The following is a 15,922-nucleotide window of genomic DNA, read 5'->3' on the forward strand; positions in this document are numbered from 1 at the left end:
GCGCGAAGCTCGACGATATCAAAGGGATGACGATGATGAAGGCTTTCGGTTTCGGCCTGCTGCTGGCTGGCAGCGCACTTACCCCGGCACTTGCGCAGGCGCAGGTCGCCAAGGGCGGTTTTGAGAAGATCGCGGGCGGGATCGGCGTTGTGCCGTCGAGCGGTCCGGCGGGTTGGGTCGAGGTGACGGTGCATGGTGACGGGATCATCCATGTCGTCGCCAGCCCGACGCGCACGACGACTGCGCCGAGCCTGATGGTCCCGACGCCGCCGATCGCGGGTCAGTACACGGTTACCCAGGAGGGCAAGCGCGTGCTGGTCGCGACCGCGCGCGATACTGCTGAGGTCGACCTGAAGACCGGTCGCGTCCGCTTTCTCGACGCCGCTGGAAAGGTCGTGCTCGATCAGGCGGCCAACCCCGCATTCTTTCCTACCAGCGCGGACGGCAAGCCGTTCGTCGTCGCGTCGCAGCAGTTCAACCGCGGCACGGACGAGGGGCTGTACGGCCTCGGCCAGCACCAGAACGCGCAGATGGATTACAACGGCGAGGACGTCGAACTCGCGCAGCACAACATGGACATCGCCGTCCCGTTTGTGGTCTCGACGCGCAACTACGGCCTGTTGTGGGATAACGACGGCATCACCCGCTTCGGCAACCCGCGGCCCTATGCGCTGGTTGGCACCGATGGCCTGAAGGTGACGAGCGGCGGCAAGCCGGGCTTCACCGCGCAATATTATCTCGGCGATCGGCTTGCGGTGACGCAGCAGGAAGCGTCGATCAACTACCAGTATATTAAGGATCAGGCGAAGTGGCCCGCCGTCGCCAAGGCGCAGACGGTCGCCGCGACTGGCGGCCAGAACACCGCGGGCAATGCGGTCGAGACGCAGAAGGTCGTGTGGACCGGCGACGTGACGCCCGACGTCAGCGGCGTGCACAAGTTCCAGCTCTACGGCTCGAGCTATTTCAAGGTGTTCGCGGACGGCAAGGAAGTGCTGAACCGCTGGCGCCAGAACTGGAACCCCTGGTACGCGAACTTCGACCTGCCGATGACCAAGGGCAAGCGCGTCGCGGTGCGGATCGAATGGGAGCCGAACGCGGGGTATATCGCGCTGCTCCACAACAATCCGCTCGCCGCGCCCGATCGCCATTCGGTGTGGTTCACCAGCGATGTCGCGAAGTCGGTCAACTATTGGTACGTGCCCGGCAAGAACATGGACGAGGTCATCGCGGGCTATCGCAGCCTAACCGGCAAGGCCGTGATGATGCCGAAATGGGCGTACGGCTTCTGGCAGTCGCGCCAGCGCTACAATACGCAGGACGAGGTCGTCGACGTCGTCAAGAAATACCGCGATCTGAAGATCCCGCTCGATAACATCGTCCAGGACTGGTTCTACTGGCCCGAGAATGCTTGGGGCAGCCACCAGTTCGACAAGGCCCGCTTCCCCGAGCCGCAGAAGATGATCGACAAGATCCACGACATGAACGCGCGCTTCATGATCTCGGTCTGGCCGAAATTCTATCCGACGACCGAGAACTACAAGGAACTGGCGGCGAAGGGCTACACCTATCGCGGCAACCTCGATTACGGGAACAAGGATTGGGTCGGGCCGGGCTATCTGAATACCGATTACGATCCCTATGCGCCCGAGGCGCGGACCATCTACTGGCGCCAGATCAAGGACAGCCTCGCGAAGATCGGCACCGACGCATGGTGGCTCGATGCGAGCGAGCCCGACATTCATTCGAACCTGTCGATCCCCGAGCGGATCGCGACGATGGGCCCGACCGCCGCGGGACCGGCGGCGCAGTATTTCAACAGCTATCCGCTGGTCCATGTCGGCGCGGTCTATGACGGCTGGCGGCAGTATAAGCCCGACGTGCGGCCCTTCATCCTGACGCGCTCGGGGTTCGGCGGGTTGCAGCGCGAGGGTGCCGCGGTGTGGTCCGGCGACGTGGCGAGCCGCTGGTACGATCTGCGCGCGCAGATCTCGGCGGGCGTCAACATTTCGATGTCGGGCATCCCCAACTGGACGCACGACATCGGCGGGTTCGCGCTGGAGGATCGCTATGCGAGCAAGACGCCGACCGCGGCGAACCTCGACGAGTGGCGCGAGCTGAACCTGCGTTGGTTCCAGTTCGGTGCGTTCAGCCCGCTGTTCCGCAGCCACGGCGAGAGCCCCTACCGCGAGATCTACGAGATTTCGCCTGAGGGGTCGCCGATGCGCGACTCGATGGTCTGGTACGACCAGCTTCGCTACCGCCTGATGCCGTATATCTACACGGTCGCCGCGGACACGTGGTTCAAGGACGGCAGCATCATGCGTGGGCTCGTGATGGATTATCCGAGCGACGTGCAGGCGCGGAAGGTGGACGACGAATATCTGTTCGGCAACAGCTTCCTCGTCGCGCCGATCACCGAATATCGCGCGCGGTCTCGCTCGGTGTACCTGCCCGGCGCGACGGTCTGGTACGACTTCAACACAGGGCAGGCGTATCGCGGGGGTCAAAGTGTCACGGTCGCCGCGCCTTACGAGCGGATGCCGCTGTTCGTGAAGGCGGGCGCGATCGTGCCGATGGGCCCGGTCACGCAATATGTCGACCAGAAGCCCGACGCACCGCTGACGCTGGCGGTGTATCCGGGCGCGAACGGCAGCTTCGGGCTGTATGAGGATGACGGCACCAGCGAGCAGTATCGCGGCGGCGCGTACAGCCGGATTCCGGTGACGTATGACGATGCGACGGGCGTGGTGACGCTCGGCGCGCGTGAAGGGCAGGGGTACAAGGCCATGCCCGTGAGCCGGACGGTGCGGGTGAAGTGGATGGCCGCGGGGCGTCCGCTCGATCTGGACGGGGCGGGGGATGCGACGGTGACGTATCGCGGCGCTGCGGTGGAGGTTAAACGGCCGGTTCGGTGAGGTGAGGGGGTGTTGCCGAGTTTCGACGTCGAACAGCGATAGCGCGTATCCCCCTTCTCTCGTCACCTGTCACCCTTCTCCCGTCACCCCAGCGAAAGCTGGGGTATCCCGCTTGGCGGACGCGACGGATGCCATGGGAAGATCCCAGCTTTCGCTGGGATGACGGGCTCTGGGCGTTGGAGCCTATCCACAAGCAAACCACCCCGGCGAAGGCCGGGGCCCAATTGGCGGACGCTGCGGATGACATGCGAAGATCCCAGCTTTCGCTGGGATGCCGGTCTTTGGATGTTAAACCCTATCCAGAAGCACGCCACCCCGGCGGAGGCCGGGGCCCAAGTGGAGAGGTTGCAGTAACGAAGCACTGCGCGCCGTTATAATTGTCCCCCAATTGGGCCCCGGCCTTCGCCGGGGTGGTGTCTTCTTCCCATGGTGCGTCTTCAAGGTGATGCACCCTTGAGGTGGCACGTCCTTGAGAGGCGGCGGCGGCCCTAGACCAACCCACGCCCCTCGATCTTCAGTACCGGCACGAACCCCCCGCGCGTATTCGTCGGCATCGTCACGTGCAGGCCCTTGGCATCCTGCCGGTGTGCGAGCACGCCGCCACCGAGCAAGGTAACCCGCTCCACCACACCGCCATTCACCGTCCGCGTCAGCGAGCCGATCGTGGCTGTACCCTCCGGCCAGCCTAAAAACACCGCGTAGAGCGCGCCCATGTTCGTGGTGAACCGGATATCGCGCGGCGTAAACGGCTTCACCGTCTCGTTCTGCATGCCCGTTGGCAGGATCGTCGGCCCCTCGCCATAGCGCCGCCATGGCCGCGAGCCGAAGATCGCCTCGCCGTTGATCGCCACCCAATCGGTCATGCCGTCGAGGATATGCTCGACCTCGCTGTCGATCGACCCGTCGCCGGGCTGCGGCACCGACAGCAACAGATTGCCGTTCTTCGACACCACGTCGGCAAGCCGCTGGATCACCTCCGGTGCGCTCTTGTAGCTTTTGTCACGGAGGCGGGCGACATTGTAGAACCAGTCGCCGAGGCACGTGTCGGTCTGCCACGGCTCGTCCCAGATATGATCGGTGAAGCCGCGCTCGACGTCCTCGACCAGTCCGTAGCGATGCCCGGGCTGGATCTTCTTCGCGGTCAGCACGACGTCGATCCTGCCGTGCCACGCGATCGAACGGTTATAGTAGTCCGCGACCGCCTCGAGCCCCACCGGCCCGAACGGCAACTCGTAATCGTCGAAATAGACGAGGTCCGGCTTGTACTTGTCGATCAGGTCGGTCTGGCGCAGCAGCCATTTCGAGACATAGGATGGATCGTTGGGCGGGCCGGTCTCGACCCATTCGCCGTCGTGCGCCTCGTGCCATTTGCCCATCGCCGCCACCGTGTCGATGCCGTCGGGCGCGACGATATGCGCGCCCGTATACAGCTCCTGCGGATCGAGGCCGTCCCACCATTTGCCCTTGCCGTCGGCCTGGCGCAGCGTTGCCGCATCGTAGCGGACGCCCTTCAGCGGGCCTTCGGGATCATAGCCGTAGCCGGTCTGGTACCAGTGCCACGCATGCGCGGCATGGTTCGACACGCCGAACTTCAATCCCGCCTTTCGTGCGGCCTTCTCCCAGATGCCGACGACATCCTTCTTCGGGCCGACCCGGAGCGAGTTCCACGCATGATAGCGGCTGTCGTAGCAGTCGAGATTGTCGTGATGGCAGGCGAGCGCCATGAAGTATTTCGCGCCTGCCTTCTTGTAGCGCTCGATCAGTGCGTCGGGATCCCAGCGGTCCGCGGTCCAGCGGTTCTGAATATCCATCATGCCGGTCTTCGACGGATGACCGTAGGTCTTCAGGTGGTGTTCGTACATCGGATGGCCCTGCATATACAGGAACCGCCCGTACCAGTCGCCTTGCTCGGGCACCGATTGCGGGCCCCAATGCGACCACAGCCCGAGTTTCGCATCGCGGAACCAGTCGGGGTAGCGATAGCTGTTCACCAGCGAAGGCCAGGTCGGCTTCACCGGGCCGGCAGCGAGACCCATCGGACTCTGCGCCACCGCACCGCGCGCCGCGCCGAGCGCTGCCATGCCGGCGAGAACCGACCGCCTGTTGAGATCGATCATCGCACCTTTCCCCGCTGGCTACCGAGGGTCTTGGCGATCGCGGCGAGGGCGAGCGGCTTCATCACCGCATAGCCTTGCGGGGTCGGGTGGACGCCGTCGCTGGCATAGCCCGGCTTCATTCCACCGTCCGGCCCGGAGAGTGCGGCATGATAGTCGACATAGGTGAAGCCGTTCTTCGCCGCATAGCCGCGCAGCCAGGTGTTGAACGCTACGATCTGGGGCGCCGGCTTCATCGCCGGGCTCCACGGAAACGCGGCGGCGGGGGGCGTCGAGGCGAGGATCACCTTGATCCCGTGCGCGCGTGCCAGTTCGGCCATCGTCTCGATATTGCCCTGGACCGTCTCGATCGTCGCCGCGCCGGTGTTGCCCGCAATGTCGTTGGTGGCCGCCATGATGTGGACCGCACGGGGCTTCAGCGCGATCACGTCGGCGCGGAAGCGGACCAGCATCTGCGGGGTGGTCTGTCCGCTGATCCCGCGATCGACGAGCCCGTGGGTGAACAGCGCGGCGTCGGCGCCGATCCAGTTATCGGTGATCGAATCACCCATGAACACGACGCGGACGGTCTCGCCCGCGGCCATCAGCGCGGCGTTCTGGGCCGCGTACCGGCACAACTGGCCGAAATCGCGGGTGAGCATGTGCAGCTTCCAAGCCTCCCACTCCGTGCCGTTGGCCGGCTTCGGGTGAGTCGGGCACGGGTCTGCAACGATGCCGACCGGGTCGGATGCGTAAGGATCGCCGGGCGCGCTGGTTTGCGCAACGGCCGCCTGCGGCGCCGCTCCGGCGAACGCGAGTGCGCATAGCGCGGCTGGAATTCCGGTCTTGATCATGTCTGGCTGGTCCGCGCTGGATGGATTGTCTGATAATTGGCAGCGTAACCGACAATGAAACGTCTTGGCAAAGCGTTACCGCTATCGCGCAGCATCGCAGGGGTTGCCGTGGGCGGGTATTTTTCGGTGACGGCCGGTGGAAAACGCCGTCGAACAAGCGGTTGGCGCGCCCGGAGGGGTTCGAACCCCCGACCGAGGAGGTAGAAGCTCCTTGCTCTATCCAGCTGAGCTACGGGCGCGCGCTGCGGCGACGACTAGCGCGGATTGTGCGGGCTTGGAACCTCGATCATAACCGGCCGCATGGATATTGATGGGAATGGCGAGCGGGGGCTCGAACCGGTAGCGGCGAACGCGGTCAGCGGCGGGCATTTCCGCTATTACGACTTCGTGATGGCAGCGTTCGTGACGATCCTGCTGCTGTCGAACGTGATCGGCGCGGGCAAGCGGGCGGTAATCGACCTGCCGTTCATCGGCGCGTGGCCGTTCGGGGCGGGCATCCTGTTCTTCCCCGTCAGCTATGTGATCGGCGACGTCCTGACCGAGGTCTACGGGTACGCACGCGCCCGCCGCTGCATCTGGGCGGGGTTCGGGGCGATGCTGTTCATGGTGTTCATGTCGGCGGTCGTCGTCGCGTTGCCGCCCGACACGGGGTGGACCGGGCAGGCGGCGTATGAATCGGTGTTCGGGCAGGTGCCGCGGATCGTGTTTGCGTCGATCTGTGCGTTCTGGGTGGGGGAGTTCGCGAACAGCTTCGTGCTCGCGCGGATGAAGATCTGGACGCAGGGGCGGATGCTGTGGACGCGGACGATCGGCAGCACGGTAGTGGGACAGGCGTTCGACAGCCTGATCTTCTATCCGCTCGCGTTTTACGGCGCGCCCGACTGGCCGGTGGAGGCGATGCTGATGGTGATGGTCAGCCAGTTTTTGCTGAAGGTGTCTTGGGAGGTGTTGCTGACGCCGCTGACGTATGTGGTGGTGGGGTGGCTGAAGCGTCGCGAGGGTGTGGATGTCTACGACCGGGGGACGGACTTTTCGCCGTTCCGGACGCGGGTTTAGATCCGCACGCGGGTGTAGAAGCGCGACCGCCCCCTCCGTTCTCCCGTGGACGCGGGAGCCCAGGGTTCCAAATGTTGTGGATGGTATCCTGGGCCCCCGCTTTCGCGGGGGAACCGGTAGTGGTCAGGCGCTGACGGCTTCGAACAAACCCTCGAACAGCCGGCGGCCGTCGGTGCCGCCGTGCGCCGCTTCGATACGACGCTCCGGATGTGGCATCATGCCGAGCACGTTGCCCTTGTCGCTCAGCAACCCGGCGATGTTGCGCGCCGAGCCGTTGACGCTTTCGGCGTAGCGGAATGCGACACGGCTTTCGCCTTCGAGGCGGTCGAGCGTCTCGGTGTCGGCGAAGTAGTTGCCGTCGTGGTGCGCGACCGGGAACGAGACCCGCTCGCCTGCCGTATAGCCCGAGGTGAAGGTCGAGCTTGCGGTCTCGACCGTCAGCGCCACGTCGCGGCAGACGAAGTTCAGTCCCTCGTTGCGCATCAGCGCGCCGGGGAGGAGCCCCGCTTCGGTCAGGACCTGGAAACCGTTGCAGATGCCGAGCACGGGCAGGCCCTTGCCCGCCTGCTCGACGACCGCGCGCATGATCGGCGAGCGTGCGGCGATCGCGCCCGAGCGGAGGTAATCGCCGTAGGAGAACCCACCGGGGACCGCGACCAGGCCGACATCCGCGGGCAAGTCCGCATCGCCATGCCAGACCATCAACGGCTTGACGCCGGTCACCGCCTCCAGCGCGACGGCGATGTCGCGGTCGCAGTTGGAGCCGGGAAAGACGATGACCGCGGTTTTCATGCGCGCTCGACCCGGTAGTTCTCGATCACCGTGTTGGCGAGCAGCTTGCGGCACATGCCGTCGATGGTCGCGTCGTCGGTATCGTCGGCGACTTCCAGTTCGATCAGCTTGCCCTGGCGGACGTCCTGCACGCCCTCGAAGCCGAGGCTGCCGAGTGCGTGGTGGATCGCCCGGCCCTGCGGATCGAGTACGCCGGGCTTCAATGTCACGAAAACCTTGAGTTTCATTTACTTGCCCCGGTTCTTGCGATGCTTTTCGAGGTCGAGGACCGAATTGTCGCCACCTTCGGGCAACAGCCCAAGACGCCGTGCAACCTCCTGATAGGCCTCGACTTCGCCGCCGAGATCGCGACGGAAGCGATCCTTGTCCATCTTCTCGTTGGTTTCCATGTCCCACAGACGGCAGCCATCGGGGCTGATCTCGTCGGCGAGGATGATGCGGCCGAAGTCGTTGTCGAAGATGCGGCCGAATTCGAGCTTGAAGTCGACCAGGCGGATGCCGACGCCGGCGAACAGCCCGCACAGGAAATCGTTCACGCGGATCGCGAGGTCGGCGATGTCGTGCATCTCTTCCTGGCTCGCCCAGCCGAACGCGGCGATATGCTCGTCGGAGATCATCGGATCGCCGAGCGCGTCGTCCTTGTAGTAATATTCGATGATCGTGCGGGGCAGCTTGGTGCCCTCCTCGATCCCGAGGCGCGTCGAGATCGAGCCGGCGGCGACGTTGCGCACGACGACTTCGATCGGGACGATCTCGACCTGGCGGATCAGCTGCTCGCGCATGTTGAGCCGGCGGATGAAGTGCGTCGGCACGCCGATATGATCGAGCAGCGTGAAGATGTGCTCGGAAATCCGGTTGTTGAGCACGCCCTTGCCGTTGATCGTGCCCTTTTTCTGGGCATTGAACGCGGTGGCGTCGTCCTTGAAATACTGGATCAGCGTGCCCGGCTCGGGACCCTCGTAGAGGATCTTGGCCTTGCCTTCGTAGATCTGGCGGCGGCGAGCCATGCGCGGTCCCCTGGAAATCGAGCGGTGAAAATCGAGCGGCCCCAGCCTACGCGCTATGCACCGCGAAGCCGAGGCCGGAATAGGCCGCGCCTATAGGCGAAGGGTGCGGGGGGTGCAATCGTGGCTTCGGCCTGCGTCGACGCCTGTATAGCGAGACGTTGATGGAATGCGCATTGTTGTGTAGGGTTGTGTATCGGAGTGAGAATGCGAAGTGCCGAGATCATCAAACTGATTGGCAAGGCTGGCTGGGTCGAGGTTCGGCAAACCGGATCGCACAAGCATTTTCGTCACGCCACGTTGCCTGGAACGGTGACGGTGCCGCACCCCAAATCGGAGATGGCGATCGGTACGATCAAAAGCATCGAGCGGCAGAGTGGCGTTCGGCTTCGCTAGGCGGGCCGCTTGGTTATATTCCTCGAAGGATTTGAGTGTCATGGCGATCGTTCACTACCCTGCGATAATCGAGCGTGCGGATAACGGCTTCAGCGTATTTTTCCCGGACTTGCCTGGATGTGTCTCGGCCGGCGTGACGATGCAGGAGGCGGCGCTCGGCGCCGAGGAGGCGCTGAGCGGGCATCTGGCGATCATGGCGCAGTATGGCGATCCGATCCCGGAGCCATCGTCGATCGACGCTATCGCGCGTGATCCGGACGTCGATGAGGCCGCTCGCGTACTGGTTCGCGGCGATCGGCCGGGCCGTGCTGTCCGTGTGCAGGTTTCGATCGACGAGGGGTTGCTCGCGCGGATCGACCGGGTCGCCAGCAATCGATCGGGATTTTTGGCCGATGCCGCCAGGGCCAAGCTGGCGGCGATGGGGTGAGTTTCCGCGTTACGTGACGGCGAGGCGTTGGGAGAACGCCGGGTCGCGCCAAGCTTCGGTTTCGAGGGTTTCACGCAGGATGTCGCCGGCGTGCCAGACGTCTTCGTGGCTCAGAAACAAGGGTGTCAGGCCCAATCGGAGGATGTCGGGGTCGCGGAAGTCGCCGATGACGCCTTGGGCTATCAGCGCTTGGGTGAGGGCGTAGGCGTGCGGGTGGCGGAAGCTGATGTGGCTGCCGCGTTTGGCAGGGTCTCGGGGGCTGACGCAGTCGAGTCCCAGGGCGTCACCCGCTGCGGCGAGGATATCGAAGAGTTGCGCGCTTTTGGTGGCGATGGCGTGCTGGTCGACATCGGCCCAGAGGTCGAGTGCGGTTTCCAGTGCGGCGGTCGAGAGCATCGCGGGGGTGCCGGCGAGCCAGCGCTTCATGCCGGGAGCGGGGCGGTAGGCGTCCTCGAATGCAAACGGCGCGGCGTGGCCCATCCAGCCGGAGAGCGGGCTGGCGAGTGCGTCCTGCCAGCGTTTCGCGACGTAGAGGAACGCGGGGGCGCCGGGGCCGCCATTGAGGTATTTGTACGTGCAGCCGACGGCGAGATCGGCGTTCGCGCCGTTGAGATCGATCGGGACGGCGCCGACGCTGTGGCTCAGGTCCCAAAGCATGAGCGCGCCGGCGTCGTGGGCGCGGGCGGTCCAGCTGGCCATGTCGAAGCGGTCGCTGGTCTTGTAGTGGACGTGCGTGAGCAGGAGGACGGCTGTGTTGTCGTCAAGTGCTGCGGCGAGGTCTTCGCGCGCCACTACCTTCAGCCGTGCACCGGGGACGCAGGCGACTGCGCCTTCGGCAATGTGCAGGTCGGTCGGGAAGTTGCCGGCCTCGCTTACGACCGTGTGACGCTTCGGATTGCTGCGAAGAGCGGCGACCAAGGCCTTGAAAAGGTGCGTCGAGGTCGTGTCGCCGATGATGACCTCGTCGGATGCGGCGCCGATCAGGGGCGCGATCTTGGCGCCGATCCGCTGGGGGGCGTCGATCCAGCCTTCGTTCCAGCTGCGGATCAGGCGATCGCCCCATTGGCGGGTGGCGACGTCGGCGAGCGCGGCCGGCGTGGCCTTGGGCAGCGCGCCGAGCGAGTTGCCGTCGAGGTAGATCACGCCTTCGGGTAGCGCGAACTGGTCGCGGTAGGCGGCGAGCGGATCGGTCGCGTCGAGCGCGCGGGCGTCTTCGAGGGTCACTGGGTCTTCCTGAGGTCGGCGAGGATCAGGCGCTTTGCTTCCGCCCAGGCGGCGGTTTCGGGCGCGATCAGTTCGACATGGCCGGTGGCGGGGATGGTGTGGAGCGTGGCGGTGTCGCCGGCCGCATTTGCCTTCGCAACATAGTCGGTGGCCATGACGAAGGGGATGATCCGGTCTTCGCGCCCATTGATCAGGTCCTGCTTCATGCCGAGCGGGAGGAGGCGCGGGACGGAGGTGTCGGCGTAGACGTCCGGATGCTGCGGGGTCGGCTTGCCGACCAGTTGCGCGACGACCTCCACCCCGCAGCCATTCTCGGGGCTGGCGGCGGTGGCTTCGAGATCGGGGAGCCCGCCGAGGCTGATGACATGGTCGATGCGGAGCGGGTTTGCGGCGCGGAGCGGACTGGTCGCGGGCAACTTCGGGCGGCCGGCGAGCCAGAGCGCGAGGTGCCCGCCGGCGGAATGGCCGATCGCGACCACATGCCGGGCGTCGAGATTGAACCTTTGTGCATTTACCGCAAGTTGGTCGGCAGCCTTCGCAGCATCCGCGAACGTGCCGGGATAGCCGCCGCCGGCGCGATCGACTCCGCGGTAATCGATGTTCCACACCGCCACGCCACTGTTGCGGAGATCGTCGGCGATCCAGTTCATCAGGCTGCGATCGGCGATGCTGGTCGTCCAGCACCCGCCATGCACCATGACCACGACCGGGAACGGTCCTTTCCCTTTCGGAAGCCAGACGTCGATCTTCTGCATCGGGTCGGTGCCGTAGTCGATCGTCGTGTCGGGCGCTGGTTTCGGGCGCTTGGTGAGGTCGGGCCAAGTCAGCAGGGACGGTGTGGCGGGGGCGGGAGTTTGCGCGATCACCGGCATCGAGAGGGCGGCGAGCGCGAGAATGGCTAAGCGGATCATGGGGTTGGTCTAGCGCGCTCGACCCGCGGCGTCATGCGGTCATCCGGCGTTCTTCGTGCGCACGAAGCGGGCGGTACGTTCATGCTTTGATCGTTGCGTTTTCACCTGCTACCGCTGTCCGCAATGGCCAGCAGCGACTTCAAAGACCCCTTCGACTCCATCGTCGACGCCCCCTTCGATAGCGCGCTCAGCGAGCGGTATCTCGTCTACGCTCTGTCGACGATCACCGCGCGATCGCTGCCCGACGTCCGCGATGGGATGAAGCCGGTGCATCGGCGTCTGCTTTGGGCGATGCGGCTGCTCAAGCTCGATCCGGCGCAGGGGTACAAAAAGTGCGCGCGCGTGGTCGGCGACGTCATCGGCAAATACCATCCGCACGGCGACCAGTCGGTCTACGACGCGATGGTGCGCTTGGCGCAGTCGTTCGCGATGCGCTATCCGCTGGTCGACGGGCAGGGCAATTTCGGCAACATCGACGGCGATAACGCCGCCGCCTATCGCTACACCGAGGCGCGGCTGACGCAGGTCGCGATCGACCTGATGGATGGGCTCGACGAGGACGCGGTCGCGTATCGCCCGACCTATAATGGCGAGGATCACGAGCCCGAGCTGTTCCCGGGTCTGTTCCCGAACCTGCTGGCGAACGGCGCGAGCGGGATCGCGGTCGGCATGGCGACGAGCATTCCGCCGCACAACGCCGCCGAGTTGCTGGAGGCGGCGATTGTATTGATCGATACGCCCGACGCGGACGATGCGGCGATCCTTGAGCATGTGAAGGGGCCGGACTTTCCGACCGGTGGTCTGGTCGTCGATCCACCGGCCGTCATCCGCGAATCCTACGCGACCGGGCGCGGCGGGTTCCGCGTGCGGGCGCGCTGGGAGACCGAGCGCGAGAAGGGCGGCGGCTGGCAGCTGATCGTCACGGAAATCCCGTACGGTATCCAGAAGGGCAAGCTGATCGAGCAGATCGCCGAGCTGATCAACGCCAAACGCCTGCCGATCCTCGCCGACGTGCGCGACGAATCCGACACCGAGATCCGCATCGTGCTGGAGCCGCGCAGCCGCACGGTCGATCCGCAGATCCTGATGGACGGGCTGTTCCGCTTGACCGATCTCGAGACGCGGGTGAGCCTTAATCTCAACGTGCTCGACAAGGATCGCACGCCGCGGGTGATGTCGTTGCGCGAGGCGCTGGCGGCGTGGGTCGATCATCAGTTCGTCGTGTTGCGCAGGCGCACCGAGCACCGGCTGAGCAAGATCGCCGACCGGGTCGAACTGCTCGACGGCTATCTGATCGCGTATCTGAACCTTGACCGGGTGATCGAGATCATCCGGACCGAGGACGAGCCCAAGAAGGTCATGATCGACGAGTTCGCGCTGACCGATCGTCAGGCCGAGGCGATCCTGAACATGCGGCTCCGGTCGTTGCGCCGGCTCGAAGAGTTCGAGATCAAGACCGAGCGCGACAAGCTCGACAAGGAACAGGCGACGCTCGCCGCGTTGCTCGCCGATCCGAAGAAGCAGCGGGCGCGGATGAAGCGCGACATGGCGAAGATCCGCGATCGCTATGGGCTGGAAACGGTGCTCGGCAAGCGGCGCACGACGATCGAGGAGGCCGCGCCGACGCGTGACATTCCGCTGGAAGCGATGATCGAGCGCGAGCCGATCACGGTGATCCTGTCGCAACGCGGCTGGATTCGGGCGATGCGGGGGCACAACGATCTGGCGAGCCCGGAGGCGCTGAAGTTCAAGGAGGGTGACGGGCCGGCTTTCGCGTTCCACGCGCAGACGACGGACAAGCTGTTGCTCGCGGCGGAGAACGGGCGGTTCTACACGCTGGCGGCGGACAAGCTGCCGGGTGGGCGCGGGTTCGGCGAGCCTGTGCGGGCGATGATCGACCTCGACGGCAGCGTCGGGATCGTCGCGCTGCTGCCCGCGAGCAAGCATCCGAAACTGCTCGTCGTGGCGACCGATGGGCGTGGCTTCTCCGTGAGCAGCGCGGAGGTGATCGCCGAGACGCGCAAGGGCAAGACGGTGGTGACACCGCGGCCCGGGGCGCAGTTGAAGATCGTCCGGCCGATCGGGCCGAACGACGATTACGTCGCGGCGATCGGCGACAATCGGAAGATGCTCGTGTTCCCGCTCGCCGAACTGGTCGAGATGACGCGCGGGCAGGGGCTGCAGCTCCAGCGCTATCGCGATGGCGGGTTGGCCGATGCGATCACGTTCGTCTTCGCCGAAGGGCTGAGCTGGGCGATGGGCGGCGGCACGGGGCGCACACGGACTGAATCGGACCTCGGGCCGTGGCGCGCGGCACGCGGTGCGGCAGGGAGAATGCCGCCGACCGGGTTCCCGCGGGATAACCGTTTTGGCTAGCATGGGGCCATGCCAACGAGCCGAAAGCGCGCTCCAAAATAGTCGTTTCGGTTCCTTCACGACGTTTTAACAAAACCCGGCTATGCGGGTCCAATGCCAGCGAGCATCCTGGATGCGGAACCGCAATCGATCGTCGCGACCGAGCTGGTCGCCCGCGCGCTGGAGCTTGTCCCCATCCCCGCGGCGCATGTGGTGGTGGCGAGCGGCCGGTTCGAGCTGTTCGCGGTCAACCGCGCCTATCGATTGGCAGGGCTTGGCGTGGTGGCCGACCGGTCGCCGATGATCGCGGAGCTCGGCGACCGGATCGTCGCGTTCCTCGGATCGTCCAGCCTTCGATGCGATTTCGACTGGGCGCTCGGCGATGCGATCGACTGCCGGTATTACCGGGTGACGATCGCGCGGACCTTCACGTCGTTCCGCGATCGCTGCACGATCAGTTTCATCGACCAGACCTCGCAGGTCCAGACCGAGCGCAGCCTGCGCCGCGAGATGACCACCGACAGCCTGACCGGATTGCCGAACCGCGAAGGCTTCGAGGAGCTGATCGAGGGTATCGAGGATCGCAGCATCAGCGCGGTACTGGCGATCGACATCGACCGGTTCGGCCGGCTGAATTCGTGCCTCGGCTCGCTCGCCGGCGACGAATTGCTGATCACCGTTGCCCGCCGGATCAAGGGGGCTCTCCGCGCGCGCGATACCCTGGCGCGGATCGGCGGGGACCAGTTCGGCATCCTGATGACGATCGACGCAGATCGCGAGGAGGCGCACGCGCTGGCCGAGCGCATTCAGCGGACGCTGACCACGCCGTTCCGGCTGACCGATTACGAGATCAGCGTCGAATGCTCGGTCGGCATCGCGCATGGTGCCGACGAGGCGGACGACGTCGCCGAGCTGATCCGTCACGCCCAATTCGCGGTGAAGCGCGCGAAGGCGAGCGGCCGCGCCGAGAGTTACCTGCCGCAGGATTTCGCGATCGCCCGCGCGCAGTTCAGCATGGAGACCGCGCTGCGCCGTGCGATCGAGAATCGCGCGCTGCGGCTCGCGTATCAGCCGATCTGCGACCTGGCGAATGGCCGGATCGTGGCCTTCGAGGCGCTGGCCCGCTGGACCGACGAGAGCGGCACACGCCATTGCCCTAGCGAGTTCATTCCGGTGGCGGAGGAATCCGGGCTGATCGTACCGCTGGGACGCTGGGCGATCGACGAAGCGGCGCGCACGCTGGCGGGGTGGGATGCGCGGCACGGCGCGCCGTGCGGCGTGAAGGTGGCGGTCAACCTGTCGGCGATCCAGTTGCAGCGCGACGATATCGCCCCGGTGCTGGAGGCGGCGCTGGCATCGACCGGGCTGACCGGCGACCGGTTCACGCTGGAGCTGACCGAGAGCGCGATCGTGACCGACCCGGACCGGATCGCTGGGACCATGCACGCGCTGAAGGCGTTGGGAACGACGCTGGCGATGGACGATTTCGGGACGGGTTATTCGAATCTCGCCTATCTGCAGAAGCTGCCGATCGACGTGCTCAAGATCGACCGCAGTTTCGTGACCGAGATGCTGGCCGACCGCGACAAGGTATCGATCGTCCGCGCGATCCTGAGCCTTGCGCAGGCGCTGGGGATGAAGACGACCGCCGAGGGGATCGAAACCAACGAACTGGCGCAGACGCTGGCGGCGCTGGGGTGCACGTTCGGGCAGGGGTATTTCTATGCCAAGCCGCTGGAGGCTGAGGCGGCGTATGCGATGATTGGGGCCGGTGGGGGCGTGTCGCCGTTGGCTCTGGCTTAAGCGCTGGTGATTCAACAGCCACCGTCATCCCAACAACTACCGTCATCCCAGCGAAAGCTGGGATCTCATCATGTGGGTCTGACGCTCACCAA

Annotated in this window: 13 protein-coding genes and 1 tRNA gene; 6 read left to right on the forward strand and 8 right to left on the reverse strand. The window is 65.3% G+C overall.

From position 1 onward, the window contains the following. Positions 1–32 precede the first annotated feature (32 nt). On the forward strand, positions 33–2,915 hold the full coding sequence (locus tag NLI89_RS16275; RefSeq protein WP_254687989.1) for a TIM-barrel domain-containing protein: 2,883 nt from the start codon (positions 33–35) through the stop codon (positions 2,913–2,915). Between the two features lie 488 nt (positions 2,916–3,403). Here the strand turns inward: NLI89_RS16275 and NLI89_RS16280 are convergent, their stop codons facing one another. The 3 genes from NLI89_RS16280 to NLI89_RS16290 all read right to left on the reverse strand — a co-directional run bounded on the left by NLI89_RS16280 (position 3,404) and on the right by NLI89_RS16290 (position 6,101). Then, positions 3,404–5,032 carry an alpha-L-fucosidase gene (locus NLI89_RS16280; protein ID WP_254687990.1) on the reverse strand — a complete coding sequence of 543 codons (1,629 nt, stop codon included), beginning with the start codon at positions 5,030–5,032 and terminating at the stop codon, positions 3,404–3,406. Continuing rightward, positions 5,029–5,862, reverse strand: coding sequence for an SGNH/GDSL hydrolase family protein (locus NLI89_RS16285; protein ID WP_254687991.1), 834 nt, complete (start codon positions 5,860–5,862; stop codon positions 5,029–5,031). The genes NLI89_RS16280 and NLI89_RS16285 overlap by 4 nt, the downstream gene beginning before the upstream one ends. Positions 5,863–6,024: 162 nt before the next feature. Then, a tRNA-Arg gene (locus NLI89_RS16290) sits at positions 6,025–6,101 on the reverse strand. A gap of 61 nt (positions 6,102–6,162) precedes the next feature. On the opposite strand from NLI89_RS16290, the gene NLI89_RS16295 reads away from it, so the two are divergent. Next, complete coding sequence (locus NLI89_RS16295) at positions 6,163–6,918, forward strand: queuosine precursor transporter (protein WP_254687992.1); 756 nt, start codon at positions 6,163–6,165, stop codon at positions 6,916–6,918. A gap of 123 nt (positions 6,919–7,041) precedes the next feature. On the opposite strand, the gene purQ is transcribed toward NLI89_RS16295, so the two are convergent. The 3 genes from purQ to purC are packed head-to-tail and all read right to left on the reverse strand — an operon-like array spanning position 7,042 to position 8,717. Next, on the reverse strand, positions 7,042–7,710 hold the full coding sequence (gene purQ, locus NLI89_RS16300) for a phosphoribosylformylglycinamidine synthase subunit PurQ (RefSeq protein ID WP_254687993.1): 669 nt from the start codon (positions 7,708–7,710) through the stop codon (positions 7,042–7,044). After that, positions 7,707–7,937 carry a phosphoribosylformylglycinamidine synthase subunit PurS gene (purS, locus tag NLI89_RS16305; protein ID WP_060527016.1) on the reverse strand — a complete coding sequence of 77 codons (231 nt, stop codon included), beginning with the start codon at positions 7,935–7,937 and terminating at the stop codon, positions 7,707–7,709. Before purS ends, purQ begins: the two co-directional genes overlap by 4 nt. After that, complete coding sequence (gene purC, locus NLI89_RS16310; protein ID WP_055876188.1) at positions 7,938–8,717, reverse strand: phosphoribosylaminoimidazolesuccinocarboxamide synthase; 780 nt, start codon at positions 8,715–8,717, stop codon at positions 7,938–7,940. A 204-nt stretch (positions 8,718–8,921) separates the two neighbouring features. Between purC and NLI89_RS16315 the strand changes: the two genes are divergently transcribed. Together NLI89_RS16315 and NLI89_RS16320 are read left to right on the forward strand one after the other, a co-directional pair. Further along, positions 8,922–9,110: a type II toxin-antitoxin system HicA family toxin gene (locus tag NLI89_RS16315; RefSeq protein WP_254687994.1), complete on the forward strand. Its 189-nt coding sequence runs from the start codon at positions 8,922–8,924 to the stop codon at positions 9,108–9,110. Between the two features lie 40 nt (positions 9,111–9,150). After that, positions 9,151–9,537: a type II toxin-antitoxin system HicB family antitoxin gene (locus NLI89_RS16320; RefSeq protein ID WP_254687995.1), complete on the forward strand. Its 387-nt coding sequence runs from the start codon at positions 9,151–9,153 to the stop codon at positions 9,535–9,537. A 9-nt stretch (positions 9,538–9,546) separates the two neighbouring features. On the opposite strand, the gene kynU is transcribed toward NLI89_RS16320, so the two are convergent. Next, positions 9,547–10,761, reverse strand: coding sequence for a kynureninase (gene kynU, locus NLI89_RS16325; protein ID WP_254687996.1), 1,215 nt, complete (start codon positions 10,759–10,761; stop codon positions 9,547–9,549). Continuing rightward, positions 10,758–11,672 carry an alpha/beta hydrolase gene (locus NLI89_RS16330; RefSeq protein WP_254687997.1) on the reverse strand — a complete coding sequence of 305 codons (915 nt, stop codon included), beginning with the start codon at positions 11,670–11,672 and terminating at the stop codon, positions 10,758–10,760. Before NLI89_RS16330 ends, kynU begins: the two co-directional genes overlap by 4 nt. A gap of 123 nt (positions 11,673–11,795) precedes the next feature. Between NLI89_RS16330 and parC the strand changes: the two genes are divergently transcribed. Then, complete coding sequence (parC, locus tag NLI89_RS16335; RefSeq protein WP_254687998.1) at positions 11,796–14,048, forward strand: DNA topoisomerase IV subunit A; 2,253 nt, start codon at positions 11,796–11,798, stop codon at positions 14,046–14,048. Positions 14,049–14,141: 93 nt separating this feature from the next. Further along, positions 14,142–15,830 carry a putative bifunctional diguanylate cyclase/phosphodiesterase gene (locus NLI89_RS16340; RefSeq protein ID WP_254687999.1) on the forward strand — a complete coding sequence of 563 codons (1,689 nt, stop codon included), beginning with the start codon at positions 14,142–14,144 and terminating at the stop codon, positions 15,828–15,830. The last annotated feature ends 92 nt before the right edge of the window (positions 15,831–15,922 follow it).

This window comes from Sphingomonas faeni (genome assembly GCF_024273235.1).
Lineage (GTDB): Bacteria > Pseudomonadota > Alphaproteobacteria > Sphingomonadales > Sphingomonadaceae > Sphingomonas > Sphingomonas faeni_A.

Excerpts from the sequence above, each read along its gene's own strand:
- NLI89_RS16320 (WP_254687995.1), top strand. The coding sequence starts at position 9,151 with ATGGCGATCGTTCACTACCCTGCGATAATCGAGCGTGCGGATAACGGC.
- parC (WP_254687998.1), top strand. The coding sequence starts at position 11,796 with ATGGCCAGCAGCGACTTCAAAGACCCCTTCGACTCCATCGTCGACGCC.
- NLI89_RS16280 (WP_254687990.1), bottom strand. The coding sequence starts at position 5,032 with ATGATCGATCTCAACAGGCGGTCGGTTCTCGCCGGCATGGCAGCGCTC.
- NLI89_RS16330 (WP_254687997.1), bottom strand. The coding sequence starts at position 11,672 with ATGATCCGCTTAGCCATTCTCGCGCTCGCCGCCCTCTCGATGCCGGTG.
- NLI89_RS16295 (WP_254687992.1), top strand. The coding sequence starts at position 6,163 with ATGGATATTGATGGGAATGGCGAGCGGGGGCTCGAACCGGTAGCGGCG.
- NLI89_RS16285 (WP_254687991.1), bottom strand. The coding sequence starts at position 5,862 with ATGATCAAGACCGGAATTCCAGCCGCGCTATGCGCACTCGCGTTCGCC.
- purS (WP_060527016.1), bottom strand. The coding sequence starts at position 7,937 with ATGAAACTCAAGGTTTTCGTGACATTGAAGCCCGGCGTACTCGATCCG.
- purC (WP_055876188.1), bottom strand. The coding sequence starts at position 8,717 with ATGGCTCGCCGCCGCCAGATCTACGAAGGCAAGGCCAAGATCCTCTAC.
- purQ (WP_254687993.1), bottom strand. The coding sequence starts at position 7,710 with ATGAAAACCGCGGTCATCGTCTTTCCCGGCTCCAACTGCGACCGCGAC.
- NLI89_RS16315 (WP_254687994.1), top strand. The coding sequence starts at position 8,922 with ATGCGAAGTGCCGAGATCATCAAACTGATTGGCAAGGCTGGCTGGGTC.
- NLI89_RS16275 (WP_254687989.1), top strand. The coding sequence starts at position 33 with ATGATGAAGGCTTTCGGTTTCGGCCTGCTGCTGGCTGGCAGCGCACTT.
- NLI89_RS16340 (WP_254687999.1), top strand. The coding sequence starts at position 14,142 with ATGCCAGCGAGCATCCTGGATGCGGAACCGCAATCGATCGTCGCGACC.